Below are 25,506 nucleotides of genomic sequence, written 5' to 3' on the forward strand. Positions count from 1 at the left end.
ACCATTGGGGCGCTTTGTGTTGAGCGCCCCTTTTTATATTAAGTGAATACGCTATAATCCCCCGCTCTGTTCCCCTACACGAGTGATTTCTAGCTATGGCAAGAAAACATATCTACATCGCCTACACTGGCGGTACTATCGGCATGCTAAAATCCGACCATGGTTATGTCCCTATTGCGGGCTTCATGGAAAAACAACTCGCAAGTATGCCTGAGTTTCAGCGCCCTGAAATGCCTGAGTTCACCATTCATGAATATGACCCTCTGATTGACTCCTCGGACATGACACCTGAAGATTGGCAACAAATCGCCAACGATATTCGAGATAATTATGATAAATACGATGGCTTTGTGATTTTACATGGTACGGATACCATGGCTTACACGGCATCGGCACTCTCTTTCATGCTGGAAAACTTGGGTAAACCCGTCATTGTGACAGGCTCACAAATTCCGTTGGCCGAATTGCGCTCTGACGGACAAGCGAATTTACTTAATGCATTGCACATCGCCGCTAATTACCCCATCAATGAAGTGACGTTATTCTTCAATAATCAGTTGATGCGGGGTAACCGCAGTGTCAAATCACACGCCGATGGTTTTAATGCGTTTACCTCGCCGAACCTTCCTCCGCTGTTAGAAGCTGGGATCAATATTCAAATCAGCAGTAACGTTAAAGTTGGCGAACAGCCGCAAGGAGCCTTCCGAGTTCATAACATTACACCACAACCGATCGGTGTGATTACCATGTACCCTGGCATCTCTCACGAAGTGATCCGCAATACCTTATTACAGCCAGTCAACGCGATGATTTTGCTGACTTTTGGTGTGGGAAATGCACCTCAAAATGCGCAACTATTAGCGCATTTAAAAGAAGCCTCAGAACGTGGCGTGATCGTCATGAACTTAACTCAATGCTTAGCAGGTAAAGTCAACATGGGCGGTTACGCAACTGGCTGTGCACTTGCAGAAGCAGGCGTGATCAGCGGCTACGACATGACACCCGAAGCCGCTTTAGCCAAGCTTCACTATTTACTGAGCCAGAATCTTTCTTATGAAGAAGTGAAGCAAAAAATGCAGGAAGTATTACGTGGTGAAATGAGCTTATAGCTTTAAACACCCACAATATATTTTCCCATCATTAACAAAATCCCCAACTCAATGAATTGGGGATTTTTGTATTCTGTACAAGTCAAATAGACTCATTCGTGGTTTGGATTGACTCGAACAATATCGTCTTGTCCGTTTTGAAAGCGCTTTTTAAGCTCATTTTTTGACTTAAAACTGATTTCTCCACCAGCGGCAACTGTCATATGGTCCGCTTCTACATTATGCTTAGATTGATACAACATCACAGCTTGCATGCATGAATCTCGCTGTGTTTGTGAAAGTGGTGTACCTTCAGGCCACTTACCCGTTTCAACAGCGTGCATTAATCGCTTGTAAGCTTCGGGGGTGATGGCGTTAATGAGTTGATCGGCATCCATGGTCTATCCTTAATTAACGAATTCGTCACAAACATAACTTGCCATGATATTGAGTCAAGACAAGCCCAATAAATAAGTGTATTTGATCACAAGCCAATACGATGAACCGGATAAAATTCATACTATTTCTATGCTTCACACTATTATTAAGTGGTTGCTTTGAAAATAATAAAAATACAGAAAAGCTCTGTGCTGATAATCCAAATTTACGCTGTGAACGGCTGAACGTGGATGACGGCCAGTGCCGAATTCCTCGTACCGATCTGATATGGCATCGCTTTGAGGTCCTTAAGAATCCAAGTGATAGTAATCGAATTCAGGAATATGGTTTTGTAAAAGCTTACCGAAAATGTCTAGAGCTTGCTTCTCAAATACAAGCGATTGATCAAACCGAATTGAAACAGCGTCGCTTCGAAGCATTGGTCAACGCTGGACATGATTTAGAGACTATTGTCGATGAGCTTCACAAATCTCGCTCACCAGAGACACTCTATTTTCTTTGGAGCCAAATTGGGGACAAGCAAGCTCGCCGGGAATTCCTCCAGTTGGAAGGCAAACCTGAGCTTGAAAACGCTGAAATGCAATATGCACTCGCTACTTTTTATGTTCAACGGGATCGAGAAAAAGCAATCTATTTGCTCCATCGAACCTTAGAACTCAGCCCAAAAGGCAGTATCAACCTTGATGCTATCAAATCTCTTGCCAGTACCAACCAAATTCTCAAACAGAAAGAAAAAGCTTACATTTGGGCGATGGTAGGAAAAACATTCAATGTGCCGGTTGCTTCAGAGACAGAACTCAAATTGCTGTATGGGTTTGATCAAGAAAAATTTGATGCACTCGACGATATCGCCGAAAAAATCGTTGACGCTATCAAAAATGGACAGTTTAAACCAGAGCTCATTCCTCTCGACTTTGCCAACTAACAAAATGTAATCATAAAACAAAGAGCGGTGATAAGTTCACCGCTTTTTCACTTTTTGTTGAAAATTAACGACACTGAATTGACACAAAATCGTTCACCTGTTGTTTGAGGTCCATCGGGAAAAACATGCCCTAGATGGCTATCACACACCGCACAACGGATCTCAGTTCGAATCATTCCATGCGTTAAATCTTCAAGATAGCGGATTGCAGTATCATTGATCGGTGCATCAAAACTTGGCCAACCACACCCCGAATCATACTTATTGTTGGAGACAAATAACGGGCTGCTGCAACAGGTACACGCGTACACACCTGTGTCACGATTATGTAATAACTTGCCACTAAACGGGGCTTCTGTACCGCGTTGACGGCAAACATAAAACTCATCATCCGTTAGTCTTTCACGCCAGTATTCATCAGGTTTAACATTATTCTCAATCTTCGATTTCACTTACAAAACTTCCCTTATTCTCAATATTGCACTGATACTCTTTATGCCAAAAACTTGCATACTTCACTCTTTGTAGCACATACTTTCTCACCATGAAATGGTAGGTATGTAATTTCTAACTGCCTTAGAAGGCTAAAGTATTTTACGCCAACTGAAAGTAAACAGAAGCGGTATAAAGTTTAAAATTTAATCACTTACGATTAATTGTGAAAAAAAGCGTCGCTTTTTTTTGACTTTAAACAAGTTAAGTCCGATTATCTGTTGCAGACATTTACTGGATTCTGTAATTTTACTACCAGTTATCTTTAATCAGAAATTAAGTTGTGGAGCAACTATAATGACTATCAAAGTAGGTATTAACGGTTTTGGCCGTATCGGTCGTTTCGTATTCCGTGCAGCGCAAGAGCGCAACGACATCGAAGTTGTAGGTATTAACGACCTTATCGACGTAGATTATATGGCATACATGTTAAAGTATGACTCAACTCATGGCCGTTTCAACGGTACTGTTGAAGTTGAAGCTGGCAACCTAGTTGTAAACGGCAAAACTGTACGTGTAACAGCTGAGCGTAACCCAGAAGATCTAAAATGGGATGCAATCGGTGTTGACGTGGTTGCTGAAGCAACAGGTCTATTCCTAGACGATGCAACCGCTCGTAAGCACATCACTGCTGGCGCGAAAAAAGTTGTTCTAACTGGTCCTTCAAAAGACGCGACTCCAATGTTCGTAATGGGTGTTAACCACGCTTCTTACGCTGGTCAAGACATCGTTTCTAACGCTTCTTGTACTACAAACTGCCTAGCACCTATCGCTAAAGTTCTTAACGACAAGTGGGGCATCGAGTCTGGTCTTATGACTACTGTTCACGCAACTACAGCGACTCAAAAAACTGTAGATGGTCCTTCTGCGAAAGACTGGCGTGGTGGTCGTGGTGCTTCTCAAAACATCATCCCATCTTCAACTGGTGCAGCTAAAGCGGTTGGCGTTGTAATCCCAGAACTAAACGGCAAACTGACTGGTATGGCTTTCCGCGTACCTACAGCAAACGTTTCTGTAGTTGACCTAACTGTTAACCTACAAAACCCAGCATCTTACGCAGAAATTTGTGCTGAAATGAAGCGCGCTTCTGAAAACGAATTCGCTGGCGTTCTAGGGTACACTGAAGATGCAGTTGTTTCTCAAGACTTCATCGGCGAAATCAACACATCTGTATTCGATGCTAAAGCTGGTATCGCACTAACTGACAAATTCGTTAAAGTTGTATCTTGGTACGACAACGAAATCGGTTACTCAAACAAAGTTCTAGACCTAATCGCTCACGTTTCTAAATAATCGTAGTGTTTAGCGAAGAAATTCGTTGAGAACAAAAAGGCGGCCATTGTGTCGCCTTTTTAGTATCTGTCCCTTTCATTAATGGGACTGCGTTAGACAATCCGAGCCGTTCCTCACTTATTTACCCAGTAGGAATGGTATGAGGTATCGAATTTATGGATCTGCAATCTCTCCCTACCCTGACTTATCTTTCTGACAACGTCACCATCGTTGAGAAAGAGGGCGTTAAAATTGTTCGCGTTATTCATGACAAAGCGACCGCCGGAATTACACTGCATGGCGGCCATGTCATCTCATTCACTCCTAAAGGACAAGATGAGCTCATTTGGATGAGTGACACGGCCATTTTTGACGGTAAAGCCGCTCTAAGAGGCGGGATCCCTGTTTGTTGGCCATGGTTTGGCCGTATTGCTGCACCAGCCCATGGTTTCGCACGCACCAGTGAATGGGCATTGATTGAACATAGAGAAAACGAGCAGGGCGTCATTATCGTGCTAGGGCTCGACCATTCGCCCCAAACACTGGCTATTTGGCCATTTCAATTCCAAACTCGTCTTTATGTTGAAATCGGTGACAAGTTAAAAGTCACTTTAGAAACGACCAATACGGATGAGAAAGCATGGACGTTTTCTGCAGCGCTGCACAGCTACCTAAAGGTTGGTAATATTACCCAGACCACTACTACAGGTATGGGCGTTGAATATATAGACAGCTTACAAGATGCAAAAATGTGTCAAGGTGGTTCAACACTCATCCTCACCGATACGATTGATCGCGTCTATACCGCGCCTGAAGCACAAATTCAGGTCCAAGATCCTGTTTTGAATCGCACGTTAGTGGTTGAAAACTCTGGGCACAACTCTGCCGTCTTGTGGAATCCATGGGCTCAAGGCGCTCAATCAATGGCAGATATGCCTGACAATGGTTATCAAACGATGCTGTGTGTTGAATCTACACTGCATGCCCCTTGCTTATCCGCTGGAAAAACCTTGCAACCAGGTGAAAGCCATCAGCTCGTCACGACGGTTTTTTCCAACTAAGCTTTTTTGGCGAATTTTCCGTCATCATACTCATGCTGAGGACAGTGAAATCACGCTGTCCTTTTTATTTCTAGCCGCAGACGCTAAACTGGCGCCTTTGTTTTTCAAGCGAGATCTTCATGGCGTATCTGTGCCCCCTTTGCCAGCAACCTCTGTTGCAACAGCAGCAAATATTGAAATGTGAAAATAATCATCAATTTGATATAGCCAAAGAGGGCTACGTCAATTTGATGCCTGCACATCATAAACGCTCAAAAGATCCGGGTGATAATAAAGAGATGATGCAAGCTCGTCGCCGTTTTCTTGAAGGTGGACATTACGATCTGATGCGTCAGACGGTCGCTCAGTTGTGCAGTAAGTATCTGCAAGATTCTTCTTATCAGTTTTTAGATATCGGCTGCGGCGAAGGTTACTACACCCAATTTGTCGCTCAAACGCTTGCACAACACTCGACACAATCGGTCACCTATGGGTTAGATATCTCTAAAATCGCCGTCCGTTATGCAGCAAAGCGCTACCCTATGGTCAACTTTGTCGTCGCCTCCAGCCACCGCTTGCCCTTTGACGATGCTTCCCTAGCCGGTATATTACGAATTTATGCGCCCTGTAAAGCGCAAGAGCTTTACCGCTGCATTCAAAACCAAGGAGTGGTGATTACCGTTACACCCGCGGCAAGGCACCTCTATCAGTTAAAAGAAGGGATCTATCCTAATGTTCAACTGCATGATGAAACCGCAGAAGAGATAGCTGGGTTTACATTAGTAGAGCAACAAAAACTGCACTACACCATGGCATTAAGTGGTAACGATGCTTTTGATTTATTACAGATGACGCCGTTTGCATGGCGGGCCAGTGATGAGCTAAGAGCGCAATTAAAGCAAGCTGAGCAATTTAATTGTGAGGCCGATTTTATGATCAGCGTTTATCGCAAAGTTAGTTGATAATAATTCTCATTATATTGCAAATCCACAGTGTCTCCATTATTATGCCAAATTCAAAATGGAGACCCTCATGCGCTTAGTTACTTCTCTGGCTCTACTATTACCACTTTTTGGCTGTGCTTCGCACCAGCCGAAACCCATTGCTCACTTCTATGACTACCAATTATCCACCCCTAGCGGCAAACCATTGAATCTCAATTCGCTGCCGAATGAGATAAAAAATGCCGATATCATTTTAGTCGGTGAGTGGCATACACACCCAGCCATTCATCGCTTCCAAACCGAGCTATTGGCACAACTCAGCCGCGAAAACACCCATGTAGCCTTGTCTATGGAACAATTTTCACGCGATGAACAAGAGATACTGAACCGCTATCTAGCAGGAGAAATCGGCGAACAATACCTTATTTCTCAGACCAGAGCGTGGCCAAACTACCAAAGTGACTACCGCCCACTGGTTGAATTTGCAAAATCACAGCAGTTGGATGTCATTGCCGCTAATGCGCCTAAACCTTTCGTACGTTGTATCGGCAAAGTAGGGATCAAATACCTTGATAAATTAACGCCAGTAGAGCGGGCTCAGGTTGCACACCAAATTGACACCTCAACCTCTCCCTACAAAGCGAAGTTCATGGAATCAATGCACCACGGTTCAAAAGAGCAAACTGAAAAACAGTACGCAGCTCAGGTCGCTTGGGATGAAACAATGGCAGAAAGCATGGTGGATTATTTACAAAACCACCCGACAGCTCAGGTGATGCACATCGCAGGTAAGTTCCACACCGAGCAGGGTTTAGGCACGGCGCATTCTATCCTTCGTCGAAATCCTGATTTAAAGGTTGCCATCATCACGCCCGTAGAGGATACCCAGGCATCGTATCCGGATTTCCAACTCACTGTACTGCCAATTCCTACCGCCTATGTTCAAGCAGAGCATCGCATGCAAGCCTATCAACAGATAAAGAATCGCAACACAGATCTCACTTGCGACTAATTAGCGGCGAATAACGGGCCTACTTATTCTTTTCATATAAAGTAGGCACGTTTTTTGCTTGTACACACTTCATACAAATTGCGAATTTTTTGCACAAGTTTTTCATAAATCTGTCGATACATTAACTGATGGCATTTATAGGAGAGAAGTATGACACCGGTAGGGACAAGCTCAGCGCAACTGCATTCACTCCAGCAAGTTAAAGCTCAAGCAAATTCTACAGCGGCATCCCCCCCCTCTGCCCCGCTCAAAGTGGAGCAGAATACCGTCACTTTGTCTGATGAAGGCAAAGCCTTGCTCGCAGCGCTGCAACAACTCGACAAAGAGAGTAAGTTAGAAAACAAAGAGAAAACTGTGACTGGCAAAGTGGAATCATTTGCTCATGGTGCTTTGGGATTAGATCATCCAGATAAAAAACCAGAAGAAGATGATAGCTCCTATTCCGCAGGGAAATATTTTTCCGCCGCGGCAACAGTAGGAGGTTTGTTACTGCTTCTCTAATTTTTTAGATTTCTATTGGATATTAATTGCGGTTTGGATGATTGATGATGTGGTCCTCCCAGTCGATAACATCAATCTCATAAACGACTTTGTTGCGAACACTTTCTTGCGCGGCGTGCATCGCCTCTTTGGAGCCGGTAATCAAAGGATGCCATTGCGGCAATGTTTTGCCTTCTGACAGTACACGATAGGCGCACGTATCCGGCAACCAGTTAAATTCATCAATTTTATCACGCGTCAGTTTTAAGCACTCCTCACCAGAATTGAAGCGGTTTGGATAATCCTTGCATGAGCAGGTATCGCTGTTTAACCAACTGCAAGCGACATTGGTGTAATAGACTTCATCACTATCTTCATCCATTAACTTGTGTAAGCAGCACTTACCGCATCCATCACAAAGCGACTCCCACTCCGATTCCGTCATTTGTTCTAATTTCTTATTTTGCCAGAATGGTGTGCTCATGAGTCTCTATCTTACTTAACGAATGGGGTGCGTGTTATACCTCCACACCAACCAAAGTTCAAGGATAAAAACGGCTTGTTAATTTAGGAAGCTATTGCTGTACACTTCGGTCACATCTGCTAGGATCGTCACCCTTTTCTTTTTACTGGTACTCAATTATGGAATGCAGACTTGGTTGTGGTGCGTGTTGTATCGCTCCTAGTATTTCTTCCTCCATCCCGGGTATGGAGCAAGGAAAGCCAGCAGGTGTACGTTGCATTCAACTTAATGACGCTAATTTGTGCAAGTTATTTGGTAAGCCTGAACGTCCAAAAGTATGCCACGAATTTAAACCTTGCCCGATGGTCTGTGGCAACACGAACCAAGAAGCTTTGAGCAACATTACCGAACTCGAAAAAATCACTTGATGGCACTGCTTTGTTTGCCTTAATTGATGGCGTCACTCAAAATTGCCCCAGCAGCTAGGGCAATGATTCGAAAGGTACTACAGCTTTTGTCTGCCAAGCAAAGAGTGTGATAGCGTCGTGCCATCAACAAGCTCAAGCTCACCGCCAACAGGCACACCATGAGCAATACGGCTCGCAGAGACTTGATGGGCGCGACATAATTCCGCAATGTAGTGCGCGGTCGCTTCCCCTTCAACGGTTGGGTTAGTGGCAAGAATGACTTCGGCAATGCCACCACGTTGCAAACGGTAATCCAGCGTATCTAAACCAATATCACTCGGGCCGATACCATCTAAAGGTGATAAGTGCCCCATCAGCACAAAATAACGTCCAGAATATTGGCCTGTAGCTTCAATGGCCGCAATATCAGCAGGGCTTTCGACTACACAGAGTTGGCCGTTATCCTGCCGCTTAGGGTTGCTACAAATATGACAAGTTTCTTCTTCAGTGAAAGTTCGGCATTCACTGCAATGTCCAATTTCTGTCATGGCTTGGCTTAAAGCATCGGCGAGCTGTAAGCCGCCTTTTCTATCGCGCTGTAACAAATGAAAGGCCATACGCTGTGCTGACTTGGGACCCACCCCAGGCAGACAACGTAAGGCCTCCATCAAATGCTCCAGCATATGACTGGTACGCATTAGTAACCTATTTTGTTTGTTAAAAAGGTCGTTCGTTAAAACGGCATCTTCATACCTGGTGGTAATTGCATACCGCCAGTGACAGAAGCCATTTTTTCTTTTTGAGTCTCTTCCACGCGGCGCGCAGCATCATTGAAAGCGGCGGCAATCAGATCTTCTAGCATCTCTTTGTCGTCTTCCATTAAGCTTTCATCAATCTCTACACGGCGTACGCTGTGGCTACCAGTAATGGTCACTTTTACCAGACCAGCACCAGACTCACCAACCACTTCCATATTCGCAATTTCTTCTTGTAGCTTTTGCATGCGCTCTTGCATTTGTTGGGCTTGCTTCATTAGGTTGCCCATACCGCCTTTACCAAACATGTTTATCTCTCTGGTTGAATTGAGTGTTTCACATAAGGTGGGGTCATAACATATAGATTCAACCCCACACTCGCTTAATTGATTAAATCGGCCGCACACTGTCACGATCCAGTTCCGCATCAAAACGTCGCTTGAAGAACATTACGTGAGGGTCGGCCTCCAAGCTATTCAATGCTTGCTCTAATTTGAGTTGGTAAAGACGCTCTCTAAGCTCCAATGGCGTCTCACCTTGCTCACCAATTGTCACGCTAAGGTGGCACTCTTCAGCTAATGTCTCATTGAGCGCTTCTAACAACTCGCTTTGTGCTTTATCGGTATTAAGATGGGCCTGACTTGGCCGCAGCACTAGCTCAATTGATGAGCCCGATTTGTGGTAGACAGAATTAAGTGCTAATTGTTCCACTAACTTGGCAATATCGAGCTGGTGGATCAGAGCTGCCCACTCATCTTGTTCTATCGATTCTGCAAGTAACTTTTCTGCCATCTCTGGCGTTTTAATATGTTCTAGCGCTTGCTTAATTTGTGTCGGTGTCAGCTCTGTTTTTTGTTGTTCAACCACCACAGGTTGCAGCGTTGGACGCCACTGATAAGGCTCGTTGTCCAAGGTTGGGGTAGCTTCAGGAATGGATGTGGACAAAGGCGACACTCGAGCTGATTTTCCATGCGAGGCAACACGCTCAAGCACAGATTCAGATTTAGTCGATGCCGCATTAGGCTTTTTTGTCCCGTTGCTCTTTGTTTCATTCACTCCTTTTGCTGGCTGAGCAACCCCTTGGCGCTGTGAACGCAACTGGTGTCGCAGCCCTGCAATCGGTGAGGGACGTGGAGCTGAAGAAGGTGCCGGTGGTTGAGGTACTGGTGCAGGCTCATACGATTCTGGGGCATATTCCATTGCACTGGACATGTCATCATTCATATCCGCATAGCGGTTATCGTAATCTTGAACGATGCCATAATCAGGCTGAGTATCCTCATGCCTTTGTGGCTCATTAACCTGACTGTCCGATACGGGAGCCGCCGACGTTTGCTTAGGTTCAGTTAGAGGCGTTGCCGCTGATGCGGGTTGTAGTGAAGGAGTGCCGTGGCTTGGCACTGCGACATGTGAACTCACTTCAGTGCTGAACGTATTCACCAACGATACCGAAGCAGGACGAAACGCCATCATACGTAGCACAATCATTTCCAGCCCCGTTCGAGCGGTTGGCGAGAGTGCTAAATCTTCACGTCCTTTTAAAGCAATTTGATAATAGAGCTGCACATCTTGTGGGCTCAGTGCTTTGCTAAGCAGTTGCACTTTCTCTGAGTCAGGTTGGGTTTTGTCCAGTGTTGCTGGCAACGCTTGATACATCGCAATACGGTGTAACTGCGCCGCGAGTTGTTGTAGTAATCCATCCCAATCCACACCATTTTGTGCTAAATGTGCAACGCTATCCATCGCCGTTTGAGGCTGTTTACTGCTAATGGCTTGCAGTAAATGGAGTGCTTGATCTGTGTCTAGCGTGCCAAGCATTGGGGCGACTACATCGGCCATCACCTGGTTATTACCTAGTGCTATCGCTTGATCAGTTAAGCTAAGTGCATCACGCATACTACCATCGGCAGCATGAGCGATCATTCTTAATGCTCTCGCTTCACAAGGGATCTGCTCTGCCGCTAAAACATTCTCAAGCTGATCGTGGATATTTTCAACACTGATCGGCTTAAGATGAAACTGTAAGCAGCGCGATAAAATCGTAACCGGCAGCTTTTGCGGATCTGTCGTAGCGAGCAAGAATTTCACATACTCAGGCGGCTCTTCCAACGTTTTAAGCAAAGCGTTAAAACTGTGGCGCGACAGCATGTGAACTTCATCGATTAAGTACACCTTGAATCGACCGCGAGCAGGCTTGTACTGCACGTTATCAAGTAATTCGCGCGTATCTTCGACTTTGGTTCGTGATGCCGCATCTATTTCTAAAAGATCAACAAAACGGCCTTGGTCAATCTCTCGACAAGTATCACATTGGCCACAAGGTGTGGCCGTAATACCTGTTTCACAGTTTAACCCCTTGGCAAACAAGCGACCAATCGTCGTCTTGCCTACACCACGTGTACCGCTGAATAAATACGCATGGTGCAATCTATTTTGGGCCAACGCATTTTCTAGTGCAGTTAAGACATGTGCTTGTCCCACCACCTCATTAAATTTTGTTGGTCGCCATTTTCGCGCTAAGGCAAGATAACTCATGAGTACGTCCAGTTGATTAGCTTAGTGACCTTCAAATTCACAAATACTATAAACGTTCAGGCCCAAACCTTGTAAACGTTTGTCTCCGCCAATTTCAGGCAGGTTGATGACAAAAGCCGCGTGCTCAACTTCACCACCAAGCTGGCGGATCAATTTAGTCGTCGCTTCAATCGTACCACCCGTTGCTAGTAGATCATCCACCACCAGCACTTTATCACCTTGTTTGATCGCATCAACGTGAATTTCTAATGTGTCAGTACCGTATTCCAATTCGTAAGATTGAGCTAACGTTTCGCGTGGTAACTTACCCGGCTTACGTACAGGTACAAACCCCAAACCAAGCTCTAAAGCCAATGGCGCACCAAATAGGAAACCACGCGCTTCTGTACCCACAACTTTGGTAAAGCCCATGTCTTTATATTTTTCGACTAATAAAGCAATGGTTGCTTGATAGGCTTTTGCATCCTCTAGCAGGCTAGTTACATCACGAAACAAAATGCCAGGTTTTGGGTAGTTAGGGATGCTTTGAATGCTCGATTTGATCAAAGAGATAGTTTCGGTTGTCATAACTTACATTTACTTAGATTGGCTCTTCATTTCTCACGATACATTTACATATCAGAATGATAGAGCGTGAGCTCTCAGCAACATAGATAAGCCACAATATCTTAGCCGCTGAAAAAACAAACGCCCATTCGAAGAATGGGCACACTTCCCCATAATGCTAGTGATTTTCTTGTTGGTTAGCAACCTGCTCATGAGTGGGAAGTCGAATAAACCAAGTGATCAGGACCACAAGCATAGTAAACAACATAATTTTGAGCCAAAAGTGTGGGACAACCCAGATGGAAAAAATAAAGCTTAGAATAATCCACAAACATCCCCGTTGTTTCACTTGCCGCGAAACAGCGCCATGTTGCTGCCAATTATCCAGTATTGGGCCTAGCGTCTGATGTTGATGCAACCAAGCATGAAAACGAGGGCTACTTCGTAAGAAGCAAGCGCTAGCAAGGAGTATGAAAGGTGTTGTAGGGAGTAGCGGTAAGAATATGCCTATCACGCCTAACAGAAGGCAGAGCCCACCAGCCACCGTAAGAAGAAAATGACGAATATTGATGGTGAACTCCCAACGTACTATCCAACTCAGAAAGTTGAATAACCATTAAACACACGGATCCAAGTCAGTATTGCTGGCAATGTAGGGATCGAAAGTACGGCAATAAAGCCTAAAAAATAAAAAATGTTGTAAGGTTCTTTAAAATTCTGCTCTTCCATCATAACTTCTCTAGTGTTGGATGACTCCGTTCGTTTTTGGCACCATAAACAAAGTTAATGCAACGTAAACGAATTGGGTGATTGTTGTTCTAGACGCGAACTATACCTCAAACAAATCACCGCAAACACCGACTAAAGATAAGGTTATTAACTACTGCCACCTTGGTAAATATTGAGTTTGAAACTACTCGAACCTAAGCGATTAGTTGATAGCTGACAAGTTGAGTTGATCGGTAAATCTTTGGTGATAAAGTTTTTTAAACAGTTCTGCCCAAGGCTAACACCCGCGGCAATATGTTGAGTTAAGTAACCATTTGACCATTGACTGTCGAGCCCAGCTGGCAGGATAGAGAGTGTACCTTCGCTTAAATCCGCAATACCGAATACTGCGTTGATTGGATTAGCACACTCTGAGCATTCAATACCTTTTTCCAGTATGTCGGCAAGGTCTTTCAGATCGGCACTGAAGCTTTTTAAGTTGCGAAGATAATCGTGAAACAGAGCACGAACAAGCAATGTTGAAGCCACACTATTTTCATAATGAGCATCTGAATCGACCAAGTAAAAGGCAAACTGCCCGTTCATCAACCACGCATAGTCAAATACCAGCGGCATCACATCCGCCGATTGTAAAAGACGGTAACTACACTTCCAACTGCCTTGTGAAGTATCCTTTTCTGGCAATAACGCGTGCAGCAAATCTTTCGCGGTACTGGGGTTTTCTCGTAAATACTCCAGATGCCAATGCAGCTCTTGTTCTTCTGGAATATCACCACCATCATCGACCCGGAACCATTGCGTCGAAAAATCGCGCTGATCAGATAAACGACTAAACGTATCTTCGAGCGTACTTTCTATTGCACTGCTTAAATACTGGTGGTTACCAATCGGTTTAGGAAGAAAATCCTTAACACCAAATCGCAGCACTTTTGCAACATCAGCCATTTCATCAGTTGCAGAGACCACAATCAGTGGCAGCGAGGGATACTCAAGGCTCACCTCTTCAACAAACTCAATACCGTTCAGTACTGGCATTGCTAAGTCACACACAACAAGGTCAGGCTCCGCATCTTTTAACTTGCGCAACCCCTCTAAGCCATTTTCAGCTTCAAGCACTTTATAGCCTTGAGCCGACAAATAACCACTGGTTATTCGCCTAAAAATTGGGTCATCATCAACGAGCATGATCAGTTTTTGCTCGACATGCTGATTATCTGAAGGTTTTTTCGCCAAGAACTCACTAGCCTGAATGTGAGATTTATACATAATCCTGCCTCACAATGCTTTTAAAAAGCAGTCATTTTATTGTTATAGGATAAATTGATAGGTTACTTTATAAAGTAGTCGCAAAATAAGATTTATACAAATGTTCCACTTTGTAACTCGGTTGCATACTATATATATGGGCTATGTATGGATTGTACGGAATGTTACTTTCGTCAAACAAGTTGATATGACTCAAGATTTGACAAATGATATACGTATAAATTACTCAAATTCGAAAAATAATGTGTCAGGAACAATGAAATTAGATGACCTAAACCTCTTTCGACTGGTTGTCGAAAATGGAAGCTATACCGCAACTTCTCGTAAAACAATGATCCCCGTTGCGACCATTACCCGACGCATTCAAGCATTGGAAGATTCTCTGAATCTTAGGTTGTTGAATCGCCATGCTCGAAAACTTTCGCTGACTGAAGCGGGTGAACGTTTTTTTCAAGAGTGCTCACCGTTGCTACATCGCTTAGCTGCAACAGCAGAAGAGCTCACCGATGAATGTCGTGGCGCTTCAGGCAAACTAAGAATATCGTCACCATCTAATGTCACGAAACGCATGATGATGCCTATCTTCAATGCCTTCATGATGCAGTACCCAGATATCAACATAGAACTGACCACCAGCAATCAGGCCGATCAACTCGACCCAACCGAATGGGATGTCATTTTTAGAGTTGGCCCTCAACGAGACTCCAGTTTGATTGCGCGAAAAATTAATGAAGTGAAAGATGTGTTAGTCGCAAGCCCAGGGTATTTAGCGAAACACCCTACACCAACTCATGCCGAAGAGCTCAGTAATCATTCATTATTGAAGGGATATCCTCTAGTAAAATGGCAGTTGACTAACAATAAAGGGGAATGCGTGGTCAATTGTGATACTGGTCGTTTTCAGGCCAACGCTTTAAACGTAGTGCGCAGCGCTTGCTCTGAGGGGCTGGGTATCACCTTAATGCCAGATGTGATGATTAAAGAATTTATCGAAGAAGGCAGCTTAGTCAGAGTACTGGAAGACTGGGTTTCCAACCCTCGTGATATTTATATGCTGTACAACCACAAGGATCATCTACCTGAAAAAGTCAGGCTATTTATTGATTTTGTGATTGCCTATAACATCCACTAGATTTTAGGCCCAGCCTTGCTGGGCCATGAGTTATCGCAGCGGCAGATAGTCAATAAACTCGCTATAGAAACTCAATAAATTTACTCAAATCACGTTCAGGCACTTTCATTGGCGTGCACCCTGCGGTTCCTAGGTATAAGAAACCAACGATTTGATCATCGCCCTTAGCACCTAATGCTTGCCGAACGTGAGAGTGGAACATCCAGCTTCCCGAACGCCAGAAACCTTGAAAACCTTGGGCTACCGCAGTCATTTGCATCGCTTGTACTGCGCATCCCGCAGAGAGATGCTGTTCAATCGCTGGCACCTTTTCATGCTCCGTAACTTTCGCGATCACTGTGATTACCATGGGTGCTCGAAACGGTGCATTTTTCGCTTTTTCTATCTCTGCATCACTGCCGTTATCCGCTCGCACAGCAGACGCCAAAATACCCGACAACTTTTGCAAACCCGCTCCCTGAGCAATCACGAAACGCCAAGGGGTTAAACCACCATGATCGGGCGCTCGTAAGCCTGCTCTAATAATATTTTCCAAGACCAGGCCTTCAGGTGCAGGCGATGTGAGATTGGCGATTGAACGACGGTTAAGCAGCAACTCTAGTGCATCCATTTCGATTCCTTATTGATGATTTTCCATAATCTTATACCAAACTGAGAATAACTCGCATAAAGAGATGACCTCATTGGCTATAAATGAAAAAAAGCGAGGATATTCCCTCGCCTAATTTAAGCAAACATATGGATGAAAACAGCCGAGATGACTACGGATAAAAACGTGCTTCAACCCCAGCTCGAGTCAGTAGCCCATCACAAGGAGCGAATTTATCGCCATACTTCTCAGCATGTTGATTCATCATTTCCACTAATTTCTTGATACCAATTTGGTCTATGTAACGGAATGGGCCACCCAAAAACGGCGGGAAACCGATACCGAAAATCGCACCAATATCGCCATCTCGCGCACAACGAATTACGCCCTCATCCAAACAACGTACGGCTTCATTCAGCATAAGTAGCACGCAACGCAGCGCGATCTCCTTATCACTCTGTTTGGCATCTGGCGTTATTTTCAGCAATTTATAGATAGATTTGTCGATTTCTTTTTTCTTACCTTTATAGGTATAGAATCCCTTACCACTTTTACGCCCTTTGCGATTGTCATTGAGCAGCAAATCAAATACGTCTGGTCCTTGAAAACGTGGGCCGAGTTCTTGCACTAGAATTGGCATGATTTTCGAGCCAACATCAATGCCCACTTCGTCCAATAACGTGATAGGGCCGACTGGGAAACCGAAATCGAGTAAAGCCGTATCTATCTTTTCAATCGACTCACCCGCCATCAGGATCTGCGCCGCTTCATTCATGTAAGGTGCAAGGATACGGTTAACATAAAAACCAGCGCAATCTTTGACCACAATCGGCGTTTTGCCCTGTTTTTTCGCCAAGGCCACCACTGTGGCTATCGTCTCTTGCGATGTGGTTTGATGAGGGATCACTTCCACCAGAGGCATTTTTTCAACAGGACTGAAATAGTGCAATCCAATCACATTCTCTGGACGCGCCGCCTTCGCTGCAATTTTCTGGATTGGAAGCGAAGAAGTATTCGTCGCAAAAATGGTGCTGGTTTTGGCATTCGCTTCAACATCAGCCACCATTTGCTGCTTAAGCGTGAGATCTTCAAATACCGCTTCAATGACAACATCGATATGCTGATAACTGGTAAAATCAATCCCGCCAGACAATTGCGCCATTTTTGTCTGCATCTGCGCTTTGGATAAAATGCGACGCTTGCGCTGTTTATCGAATAATTTGTAGTTGTAATTGAGCGCGTTTAATACCCCATCATTCGAAACATCTTTGATTCGTACGGGAACCCTGGCTTTTGCAACGCTAACATGGCTGATCCCTGCCCCCATTAAACCACCGCCCAATACGCCGATACGTTTCACGGTTTGAGGTTTTGCGTCGCTGCCCGTCTCTTTTTTCATTTCGGTGGTGGCAAAGAAAATCGAGCGCAGTGCTTTGGATTCCGAGCTCATCACCAAATCACCAAATCGCTTCGCTTCAAGCTCTAACCCGGCTTTCAAACCACGATCTAAACCGTGACGGATCACCTCTAAAATCGCGTCTGCGGCTGGGTAATTACCTCGTGTTTTTTGCTTAGTCTTTTTAGCGGCCTGATCAAAAATTAATTTGCGACCAAGCTGCGTATGAGAAATTAATTTCTCTTTGGCCGACGTATTGGCCTGATGACGTTTTTTCCCAGAATTATCGAGCACATACTTCTTGGCCACATCCAGCAAGATAGTCTCTGCTACGCAAGCATCAATAACACCCAGCTGTTTTGCTTTTTTTGCGCGCAGCTGTTTACCCGTCAAAATCAAGTCGAGAGAAGGTAACAAACCAATCAAACGCGGTAACCGCTGCGTTCCACCGGAGCCTGGTAGCAAGCCTAATTGCACTTCGGGCAAACCCAAACGCGTGATGTCCGCGTCGCTGCACACCCGGTAGTGACAAGCCAGCGCCAGCTCTAAACCACCACCTAAGCATGGGCCATGAATCGCGGCAACCACTGGGAATGGCAAATCCGATAAGGTTTGAAACATCTCCTGACCTTGCTTGGACAATGCTTGTGCTTCGCTGGCCGATTGGCAAGCGTTCAGCATACGGACATCCGCTCCAGCAATGAAATTATCTGGCTTAAGCGAGTGAATCACCATCCCCTTTAGGCTGGTTTTTTGAGCCTCCAAGGTCGCAAAAACCTCTTGCATCTCTTGGGCAAACGCCGCTTGTAGCGTATTCATTTTTTCGCCGGGAACATCAATCGCCAGCCACGCAATATTTTGTTCATCAATCGTTAAATGAAAAGCTTTCTCTGTGCTCATTATTCAACCTCCAAAATCATTGCCGCGCCCAAACCACCCGCTGCACAAGCGGTATTCAACCCTAAACCACCACCACGTCGTTTTAGTTCACGCAGTGTTTGTGTGATCATGCGTGCACCCGTCGCCGCAAAGGGGTGACCATACGCAATAGAACCACCTAGCACATTAAATTTATCCATATCAATTTCGCCAATCGCTTTTGCTCGACCAAGATGTTCCTGTGCAAACTTATCACTGGCGAACATTTTCATATTAGAGAGGGTTTGCGCGGCAAACGCTTCATGCATGTCAATCAATGTGAGATCGGAAAGCTCAATACCTGCACGTTGTAAGGCTAACGGTGTCGCATAAGACGGCCCCATTAACATATCGTGTTCAACACCAATCGCTGAAAAAGCGTAAGAACGGATATAACCCATAATCTCCAAACCAAGCTCTTTAGCACGGCCTTCGCGCATTAAAAGAATAGCGGCTGCTCCATCGGTAAGTGGTGTGCTGTTGGCGGCCGTCACGCTACCATATTGCCGATCAAACGCTGGACGTAACTTGGCATAACCTTCCAGAGTCGAGTCATGACGAATATTGTTATCTTCAGCGATCCACTTTTTATAGGGCTCTGGGAATGCCGTCATGACTTCGCCTTGGATTTTGCCCTCTTTCCAAGCTTGTGAAGCTAAAGAGTGAGAACGATGTGCCAAAGCATCTTGATCCAGTCGGCTTATGTGATGAGATTTTGCCATCTGCTCAGCCGTTTGCCCCATCGAAAGACCCGTTGAATATTCAGCGACCGCGGGCGGGACTGGCATTAAATCTTTAAAAGATAATGATTTTAAGATGCTGAGTTTCTGAGCAACGGTTTTGGTTTTACTTAAAGCGAGTAAGCTAGCGGCTAATTTTTTAGACACTCCAATCGGCAAAACGGAAGACGAATCGGCACCACCAGCCATACCAATATCAATCGTGCCAGCCATTATGCTTTCAGCCACATTCACCGCCGCCTGAAAACTGGTAGCGCATGCTCGTGTGACGCTGTACGCATCGGTATGGATGTTCATTCCTGTCCCTAAAACGATCTCACGCGCGATGTTTGGTGCCTCAGGCATTTGCACGACTTGTCCAAAGACGAGTTGTTCGATCAATTTAGGATCGAGTTCCGTTCGCGCAAGCAGTTCACTCACCACCATCTTGCCTAAATCGACTGCAGGAACTTGACTAAATTCGGTACTTTGACGCGCAAAAGGGGTACGCAACCCCGCGACGATAGCCACACGCTCACCAGAGCGCGTTTTGACTTCCTGTTTGCCCATTGTTTCTCCTTAGAATAGAGGTCTGACCTGGCACATTGTAACGAGGTTGTTAAAACAATCAAACAAGTGTTTAAATAAACGTGATATTCGCATCGAATCGAAGAAAGTAATGTAGGTAAAGGAGATGGATAATCACTTAATCTTTAAATGAATAATGGAGTTATACCCAAACAACTTGGAGTTGCAGGTAGGCGGCAAGTGAGTGAGTCCCAATAAGCATAGGCAAACTATGTGATTGGGGTGAACGAACGTAGCCAACACCGCTGCGGCTTCAAGTAGGAAGGGTATATAAGCAAAAAAAAACCACACAATAATGTGTGGTCGGAATATATAAAGCAATTAACTTACGCCAATTGAAATAATCAGTTTCCTGATTAGGAGAAAGTAAAGTCAGCCTTCAAAAGGAAGTGTCATCTTGCTCAACATGTTAGTCGCAATGACTAACGAGATGACAAGGTGTACTATAGCCACTTCGTGCTATGAGATTTTGAAGTAGATCAATTTTATATTGATTTATTCAATACTATGAAATTAAAAAGCCGTCGACGCTTGAATTGATGTTACCGAACAACTTGAACGGATCGAAAGCGAACGAATACGCGAAGCGTTCATCGCAAGACGACCATAAAATGGCCTAAACAAAGAAGAAATCACAGAGCAAACGGAGACTCATGTGTCGATAATAACCATGTTTGGAAAGAAAAAGTCCAGCAGCCCGGTCAATAGTAATATTGACAGACAGAGAAAATATGAAACGCTTGTGCGTGCTTATCACCGAGATCTTTTTCGTTATGCCTATTGGCTATGTAAAGATAAAAGCATTGCTGAAGATTTAGTCCAAGAAACCTGCTTGAGGGCTTGGAAATCTCTCGATAGCTTACTCGACGAGAAAGCGGCCAAATCGTGGCTTATAACTATTCTTCGTCGCGAGAACGCGCGCCGCTTTGAGCGCAAGCAGTTTGAGTTGGTCGATATTGATGACTACAGCGGTGACGTAAAAGTCAACGATGATCCTCATCATCAACAAGAGTGGTTGCAGGCACAGATAATGAAGCTGGATATTGAATACCGCGAACCTCTTTTCCTACAAGTCATTGGTGGTTTTAGTGGTGATGAAATTGGCGAGATCCTCGAACTCAATAAGAACACGGTCATGACTCGTCTGTTTCGAGCTCGTAATCAATTAAAAGAACAATTGGATTCATCAGAAGCGTATAAGGGGCAGCAAAATGGATGAATTAGAATTTCGCCGCCGAGTTATGTCCGATCCAAAACAGCATGACCAAGAAATTATCCAAGCGGCATCCACTAGTGATACTAATCGTCAGTTCCTAGAGGACATATTGAGCTTAGATGCAACGATTGCTACTGCAATGAATGTAGACGTGCCTGACGATCTCGCAGACCGTATTCTATTTAGTCAAACCACAATGGCAAGCAATGTCATCCGACCTACTTTTGCCAAGCAAGCGATGACATTGGCTGCATCGATTGCTTTTGTGTTTGGTTTATTGGTTGGCCAAATCAATTGGCGAAATGTGCTCATTCCACCGGCGCAGGCAAGCCTAATGGACACCGCCATCAAACACGTCATTGATGAAGAAGGCTTTGTCAACCAACTGGATGAACAAGTGAATTCAACGCAGATCAACGCCAAAATGCTGCCATTCGCTTATCAGTTAAGCAGTAACTTCCCTTACCACGTTTATTACCTAAACCACTGTGGTTTTGGCAAGGCAAACGCTCTGCACATGGTTTTTCAAGGTGAAAGCGGGAAAGTGACGCTCTTTTTCACAGGCATTGCCAGTGAACAAGCCGTGAACTTTAATGAGCAAGGCATGGCAGGAATCATCGAACCCGTCGGTGATGCTAGCCTGATCCTTGTCGGTGGAAATGGCGAAGATGTCACGAACATCGCTAAAAAACTAATGCCTATGCTAAAACCTTCCCATTAAAACCATTCCTGGCCTGTATATAATGCGGGCCAGGTTCCCTAGACAAAAATAGAGCTTAAACTCTATAAACAAGCATTTTCCGCCTTTTTCCTGCCAAATAGACATCATTTCTGCAATTTTATCATTCAATTAGACAATGGTCGGATTTCTATCTTCTATACTTGCCTCTAGTATCAGCCACCAATTGAGCATTTGCTCAAAAACAACGTCCATTAGAGGCGATGAAATCAAAAAGGAAAAGCACCATGAACAAGACGCGTCTGTTTAAAAAATCGTTACTTGCCGTAACGGTAGCTCTCGCTTCACAACAAGCACTGGCAGCGGGCTTTCAGCTCAATGCACAATCTGCGACTGGCCTAGGTCGTGCATTTGCTGGTGATGCGGTTATTGCCGATAACGCATCGGTGATGGCTCGTAACCCTGCCGCAATGGCGTTGTTTGATGAAACCTCACTCTCTTTGGGCTTTGAATCCATAACGACAAAAATTAAAGTCAAGGATGCGAAATACTGTGGTACAACTTGCCAAGTTGCACCACAGCTATCGGCTCCCAAAAACGCAAATTATGATGAAGCAGGCGGTACATCTATTGCTCCAAATATCCATCTCATTGTCCCTCTCAATGATAAGTTTGCGTGGGGCGTCAATGCCTATTCTAACTTTGGTACAAAAACTGAATTTTCAGATAGTTACTCTGCTAGTGAATATGGCGGTTTAACAGACGTCAAGAGCTTTAACTTAGGCCTTGCTGGTTCTTACAGAATAGACTCTCAATGGAGTGTTGGCGCTGGACTAGATTTAATCTATGGTAAAGGAACCATGAAACGTACGGCTAGTTCTGATGTCGCAAGTTTGGGTGGTAAAGATTTAGTCAACGTAGATGGTGCTGATGTTTGGGCTATCGGATTCAACTTTGGTACTGTCTTTGAGCTAGATGAAAATAACCGTTTCGGTGCCGCATATCATTACAGTCCTGAAATGGAAGCAAAAGATGATAAAGGACAAAAAATCAATTTACCATTGCCTGACCTTTTTGAGTTTTCTGGATTCCATAAAATAAAAGATACCAATTTTGCAGTTCATTACAGCGTACAATGGATCGGCTGGAGCACATTTGATCAAATTGAATTTAGTGACCTCAAAAACTCCCCACTAGGTTCTACTTACAACAAACCATATAAATGGCAAGATGGATGGCATTATGCTATTGGCGGAACTTATTATTTAAATACAGATTGGACTTTACGTGCTGGTTATATGTATGACACCAGCGCTCAAGATTCATTAACGTCAGTATCAGTACCTGACTCTGACCGCCAATGGTTCTCTGCTGGCTTTACTTATAACCTAGATGAAAAATCAAATATTGATTTTGGTTTCACCTACTTACTGGGTGATGATGTACAAGTATCTGAAGGAACACCTAATCCTCTTGGTTCACCTCAATATCTTTCAACTCTGACGGCAACGACTCACGCAGATGCAATCCTAGTCGGCTTACAATATAGCCGCAGCTTCTAAGCGCAACGTTTATTAGCATAGCGTCAATAAAGGGCTGGTTTTCCAGCCCTTTTTAATGCTTGTAATATCATCTCCTCGCCTAATTCAGCTAACAACTGTACCTTTGGGGCCTTAAACCACACTACAAGTGTTCGCCAAAAATCAGAAACACTTTCATAACAAGCAGAGTATTCCTCTTATAATTAAACCTTTAATAGATTTTAATTTCAAAAACAACAAATTCACTGCTTTATATTTTTAAAGCATTAGCTCTAACCTTAAAATCCCCACACCGAATTCAAATATTTCAGCGAACATTATAATGAAATCAAATAAAACTCTTCTTTCACTTGCAGTGGCATGTGGACTATTCAGCGTATCAAACGCATCTCAAGCCGCTGGTTTCCAATTGGCAGAATACTCTGCAACGGGCCTTGGGCGTGCTTACGCCGGTGAAGCGGCTATGGCTGATAACGCCAGTGCACAATGGCGTAACCCTGCCATGCTGACTTATTTGAAAGGTACGCAAATTTCTGTTGGTGCAATTTACGTTAATCCGAATGTTGATGTGAATGGAAAAATCAACGGCGCATTAGAAGCAAGCTCAAATGACTTCGCAAATGATGCCGTCATCCCCAATTTTTACCTCTCACATCAAGTGAACGATAAAATGGTACTAGGTTTAGCACTCGGTACTAACTATGGCATGGAGACCGAGCTTGACCGTAATTTCAGCGCGAGCCACTTTGGTAATCAAGCGATGGTTAAAACAATGGAAGTCAATGCCAACATCGGCTACCAACTTACTGATGTGGTCACCGTTGGCGGTGGCATTCGTTATGTGATTGGAGAAGGCCATTTCGGTGCAACCTCTCCGGCTCAAACTAAGCCTCTTCCACAAGGTACAACACTGAAGTACATGGAAGGTGAAGATAAAGCTTGGGGTTGGCAAGTGGGTACGGCATGGCAGATCAATGATAGCAATCGCATAGGCTTTACTTATAAATCAGAAGTTGACCTAAAGCTTACTGGCACAGCGAATATATTTTCGAAAGAATCGGGCAAGGTAGTGAATGATACAGGTTCAATGATGCTCACTATGCCTGCCACCGCTGAACTGGCTAGCTACCACCAACTAAATGAACAGTTGGCACTACATGCCAGTATTAACTGGACCGATTGGAGCAGTTTCGAAAAGCTTGAAGCGGATTTAAACACTCTTGGCTCAGTGATGGTTAAAGAAGAAAACTGGGAAGACAATTACCGTTTTGCTCTGGGTGCGACTTACCAAGTCGATGCAAAATTAGCACTGCGTACAGGCATTGCTTACGATATGGCGGCAGTTAACGATAAAAACCGTACCATTACCATCCCTGAAACTGATCGAACTTGGTTAAGCGTTGGTGCAGAGTATGCCTTCACGGAGCAATTCACCGTAGACACTGGCTTTACTTACATTTTTGCCAAAGATGCCAACATTGTGGAATCTCGTGGTTATGCTTCAGATGATGCAGCGCAAGCCGTTGGAGGCCAATTTTCTGGTACAACGACGGGTAATGTTTGGCTTATCGGCGTACAAGCCAATTACCGCTTCTAAACTCATTAGAGATACTACCAGAGGCCAGAGCACTGCTCTGGCTTTTTTATTCCTTGTAATTTCGATGGTTTTTGCTGCCGAGTAGTTGAGCTATGATAACGGCAACGCTATTAATGAACGGGATTGAGCATGTCGACTGAAGAGATTAAAAATGAACGCCATAAGGCGAGGCAGCAGAAAGTAAAAGAGCAAGTCGATGCACGAATTGCCGCGGCCCAGCAAGAGAAAGGGTTGTTATTGATCATTACCGGCAATGGCAAAGGGAAATCTACCTCAGGTTTTGGCACCATTGCGCGCGCTGTAGGCCACGGCTTGAAATGTTCGGTAGCCCAGTTCATTAAAGGAACCTGGGAAAACGGTGAACGTAATCTGCTTGAAAAACTGGGCGTCGAATTTCAAGTCATGGCGACAGGCTTTACTTGGGAAACACAAAACAAAGAAGCCGATACCGCAGCGGCGCAAGGGGTTTGGCAAGAATGCAAACGCATGCTTAAAGATGAGTCGATTGATGTGGTGTTGTTTGATGAGCTGACCTACATGGTGAGCTATGGCTATATCGAATTAGACGAAGTGATTGAAGCCTTAGCAACACGGCCAGCAATGCAGTCGGTGGTGATCACGGGCCGAGGAGCACACCGCAGCTTGATTGAAATCGCCGATACGGTGTCGGAAGTCAAAAATGTGAAACACGCCTTTGAGTCGGGCATCAAAGCACGAAAAGGCATCGACTGGTGATAAAAAAGCCTCCTCTAAATTGAGGAGGCTTGATCAATCATAA

At 44.5% G+C, this 25,506-nt stretch carries 26 protein-coding genes; 14 read left to right on the top strand and 12 right to left on the bottom strand.

The genetic code is table 11. The annotated features are described in order from the left end of the window. Positions 1–95: 95 nt before the first annotated feature. Positions 96–1,109, top strand: coding sequence for an asparaginase (ansA, locus tag AACT23_RS08735; protein WP_017044568.1), 1,014 nt, complete (start codon positions 96–98; stop codon positions 1,107–1,109). A 92-nt stretch (positions 1,110–1,201) separates the two neighbouring features. Here the strand turns inward: ansA and AACT23_RS08740 are convergent, their stop codons facing one another. Continuing rightward, entirely contained in the window at positions 1,202–1,486 is a 285-nt protein-coding gene (locus AACT23_RS08740; RefSeq protein WP_013857226.1) for a YeaC family protein, read from the bottom strand. A 101-nt stretch (positions 1,487–1,587) separates the two neighbouring features. Here AACT23_RS08740 and AACT23_RS08745 point away from each other — a divergent pair, with 101 nt between their 5' ends. Continuing rightward, on the top strand, positions 1,588–2,412 hold the full coding sequence (locus AACT23_RS08745) for a DUF2989 domain-containing protein (RefSeq protein WP_094129524.1): 825 nt from the start codon (positions 1,588–1,590) through the stop codon (positions 2,410–2,412). Between the two features lie 47 nt (positions 2,413–2,459). Here the strand turns inward: AACT23_RS08745 and msrB are convergent, their stop codons facing one another. Continuing rightward, positions 2,460–2,864 carry a peptide-methionine (R)-S-oxide reductase MsrB gene (msrB, locus tag AACT23_RS08750; RefSeq protein ID WP_013857228.1) on the bottom strand — a complete coding sequence of 135 codons (405 nt, stop codon included), beginning with the start codon at positions 2,862–2,864 and terminating at the stop codon, positions 2,460–2,462. Positions 2,865–3,201: 337 nt separating this feature from the next. On the opposite strand from msrB, the gene gap reads away from it, so the two are divergent. The 5 genes from gap (at position 3,202) to AACT23_RS08775 (ending at position 7,673) form a co-directional block, all read left to right on the top strand. Beyond that, positions 3,202–4,197, top strand: coding sequence for a type I glyceraldehyde-3-phosphate dehydrogenase (gene gap / locus AACT23_RS08755; protein WP_010317219.1), 996 nt, complete (start codon positions 3,202–3,204; stop codon positions 4,195–4,197). 155 nt (positions 4,198–4,352) lie between these two features. Then, on the top strand, positions 4,353–5,237 hold the full coding sequence (locus tag AACT23_RS08760) for a D-hexose-6-phosphate mutarotase (RefSeq protein WP_094129527.1): 885 nt from the start codon (positions 4,353–4,355) through the stop codon (positions 5,235–5,237). A gap of 119 nt (positions 5,238–5,356) precedes the next feature. Continuing rightward, the gene (gene rlmA, locus AACT23_RS08765; protein ID WP_017047803.1) at positions 5,357–6,178 is read left to right on the top strand and encodes a 23S rRNA (guanine(745)-N(1))-methyltransferase; all 822 of its coding nucleotides are present in this window, start codon (positions 5,357–5,359) and stop codon (positions 6,176–6,178) included. A 70-nt stretch (positions 6,179–6,248) separates the two neighbouring features. Continuing rightward, entirely contained in the window at positions 6,249–7,172 is a 924-nt protein-coding gene (locus tag AACT23_RS08770) for a ChaN family lipoprotein (protein WP_217898842.1), read from the top strand. Between the two features lie 150 nt (positions 7,173–7,322). Continuing rightward, entirely contained in the window at positions 7,323–7,673 is a 351-nt protein-coding gene (locus AACT23_RS08775; RefSeq protein WP_017044563.1) for a hypothetical protein, read from the top strand. Positions 7,674–7,695: 22 nt separating this feature from the next. Here the strand turns inward: AACT23_RS08775 and AACT23_RS08780 are convergent, their stop codons facing one another. Then, positions 7,696–8,136, bottom strand: coding sequence for a YcgN family cysteine cluster protein (locus AACT23_RS08780; protein WP_010317229.1), 441 nt, complete (start codon positions 8,134–8,136; stop codon positions 7,696–7,698). A gap of 158 nt (positions 8,137–8,294) precedes the next feature. Between AACT23_RS08780 and AACT23_RS08785 the strand changes: the two genes are divergently transcribed. Continuing rightward, positions 8,295–8,543, top strand: a complete 249-nt coding sequence (locus AACT23_RS08785) for a YkgJ family cysteine cluster protein (RefSeq protein WP_013857235.1) — start codon at positions 8,295–8,297, stop codon at positions 8,541–8,543. 77 nt (positions 8,544–8,620) lie between these two features. Here AACT23_RS08785 and recR read toward each other — a convergent pair whose 3' ends face one another. The 6 genes from recR to AACT23_RS08815 form a co-directional block, all read right to left on the bottom strand. Further along, positions 8,621–9,220: a recombination mediator RecR gene (recR, locus tag AACT23_RS08790; protein ID WP_013857236.1), complete on the bottom strand. Its 600-nt coding sequence runs from the start codon at positions 9,218–9,220 to the stop codon at positions 8,621–8,623. A gap of 35 nt (positions 9,221–9,255) precedes the next feature. Continuing rightward, positions 9,256–9,585 carry a YbaB/EbfC family nucleoid-associated protein gene (locus AACT23_RS08795; protein WP_013857237.1) on the bottom strand — a complete coding sequence of 110 codons (330 nt, stop codon included), beginning with the start codon at positions 9,583–9,585 and terminating at the stop codon, positions 9,256–9,258. Positions 9,586–9,667: 82 nt separating this feature from the next. Next, positions 9,668–11,812 carry a DNA polymerase III subunit gamma/tau gene (gene dnaX / locus AACT23_RS08800; RefSeq protein WP_094129530.1) on the bottom strand — a complete coding sequence of 715 codons (2,145 nt, stop codon included), beginning with the start codon at positions 11,810–11,812 and terminating at the stop codon, positions 9,668–9,670. Between the two features lie 21 nt (positions 11,813–11,833). After that, positions 11,834–12,379: an adenine phosphoribosyltransferase gene (gene apt, locus AACT23_RS08805; protein ID WP_013857239.1), complete on the bottom strand. Its 546-nt coding sequence runs from the start codon at positions 12,377–12,379 to the stop codon at positions 11,834–11,836. A gap of 157 nt (positions 12,380–12,536) precedes the next feature. Beyond that, positions 12,537–12,902: a YbaN family protein gene (locus tag AACT23_RS08810; RefSeq protein ID WP_017044101.1), complete on the bottom strand. Its 366-nt coding sequence runs from the start codon at positions 12,900–12,902 to the stop codon at positions 12,537–12,539. A gap of 332 nt (positions 12,903–13,234) precedes the next feature. Next, positions 13,235–14,353 carry a response regulator gene (locus AACT23_RS08815; protein WP_017044561.1) on the bottom strand — a complete coding sequence of 373 codons (1,119 nt, stop codon included), beginning with the start codon at positions 14,351–14,353 and terminating at the stop codon, positions 13,235–13,237. Positions 14,354–14,609: 256 nt separating this feature from the next. Here AACT23_RS08815 and AACT23_RS08820 point away from each other — a divergent pair, with 256 nt between their 5' ends. After that, positions 14,610–15,485: a LysR family transcriptional regulator gene (locus AACT23_RS08820; protein ID WP_094129533.1), complete on the top strand. Its 876-nt coding sequence runs from the start codon at positions 14,610–14,612 to the stop codon at positions 15,483–15,485. A 61-nt stretch (positions 15,486–15,546) separates the two neighbouring features. On the opposite strand, the gene AACT23_RS08825 is transcribed toward AACT23_RS08820, so the two are convergent. The 3 genes from AACT23_RS08825 to fadI all read right to left on the bottom strand — a co-directional run bounded on the left by AACT23_RS08825 (position 15,547) and on the right by fadI (position 19,677). Further along, the gene (locus AACT23_RS08825; protein WP_094129536.1) at positions 15,547–16,095 is read right to left on the bottom strand and encodes an NAD(P)H nitroreductase; all 549 of its coding nucleotides are present in this window, start codon (positions 16,093–16,095) and stop codon (positions 15,547–15,549) included. 151 nt (positions 16,096–16,246) lie between these two features. Further along, a complete protein-coding gene (gene fadJ, locus AACT23_RS08830) occupies positions 16,247–18,370 on the bottom strand; it encodes a fatty acid oxidation complex subunit alpha FadJ (RefSeq protein WP_094129539.1) in 2,124 nt (707 codons plus the stop codon). Then, positions 18,370–19,677, bottom strand: a complete 1,308-nt coding sequence (fadI, locus tag AACT23_RS08835; protein WP_013857245.1) for an acetyl-CoA C-acyltransferase FadI — start codon at positions 19,675–19,677, stop codon at positions 18,370–18,372. Before fadI ends, fadJ begins: the two co-directional genes overlap by 1 nt. Positions 19,678–20,365: 688 nt before the next feature. Between fadI and AACT23_RS08840 the strand changes: the two genes are divergently transcribed. The 5 genes from AACT23_RS08840 (at position 20,366) to cobO (ending at position 25,463) form a co-directional block, all read left to right on the top strand. Then, positions 20,366–20,914, top strand: coding sequence for a sigma-70 family RNA polymerase sigma factor (locus AACT23_RS08840; RefSeq protein WP_088717986.1), 549 nt, complete (start codon positions 20,366–20,368; stop codon positions 20,912–20,914). Continuing rightward, positions 20,907–21,632, top strand: a complete 726-nt coding sequence (locus AACT23_RS08845; protein ID WP_094129542.1) for a DUF3379 domain-containing protein — start codon at positions 20,907–20,909, stop codon at positions 21,630–21,632. The genes AACT23_RS08840 and AACT23_RS08845 overlap by 8 nt, the downstream gene beginning before the upstream one ends. Before the next feature lie 221 nt (positions 21,633–21,853). After that, positions 21,854–23,152 carry an outer membrane protein transport protein gene (locus AACT23_RS08850; RefSeq protein ID WP_017050593.1) on the top strand — a complete coding sequence of 433 codons (1,299 nt, stop codon included), beginning with the start codon at positions 21,854–21,856 and terminating at the stop codon, positions 23,150–23,152. Between the two features lie 301 nt (positions 23,153–23,453). After that, positions 23,454–24,728: an outer membrane protein transport protein gene (locus tag AACT23_RS08855; RefSeq protein WP_094129545.1), complete on the top strand. Its 1,275-nt coding sequence runs from the start codon at positions 23,454–23,456 to the stop codon at positions 24,726–24,728. Positions 24,729–24,857: 129 nt separating this feature from the next. Continuing rightward, positions 24,858–25,463, top strand: a complete 606-nt coding sequence (gene cobO, locus AACT23_RS08860) for a cob(I)yrinic acid a,c-diamide adenosyltransferase (protein ID WP_088728742.1) — start codon at positions 24,858–24,860, stop codon at positions 25,461–25,463. Positions 25,464–25,506 lie beyond the last annotated feature (43 nt).

It is taken from the genome of Vibrio sp. V09_P4A23P171 (assembly GCF_963875615.1).
In the GTDB taxonomy this organism is placed as follows: domain Bacteria; phylum Pseudomonadota; class Gammaproteobacteria; order Enterobacterales; family Vibrionaceae; genus Vibrio; species Vibrio anguillarum.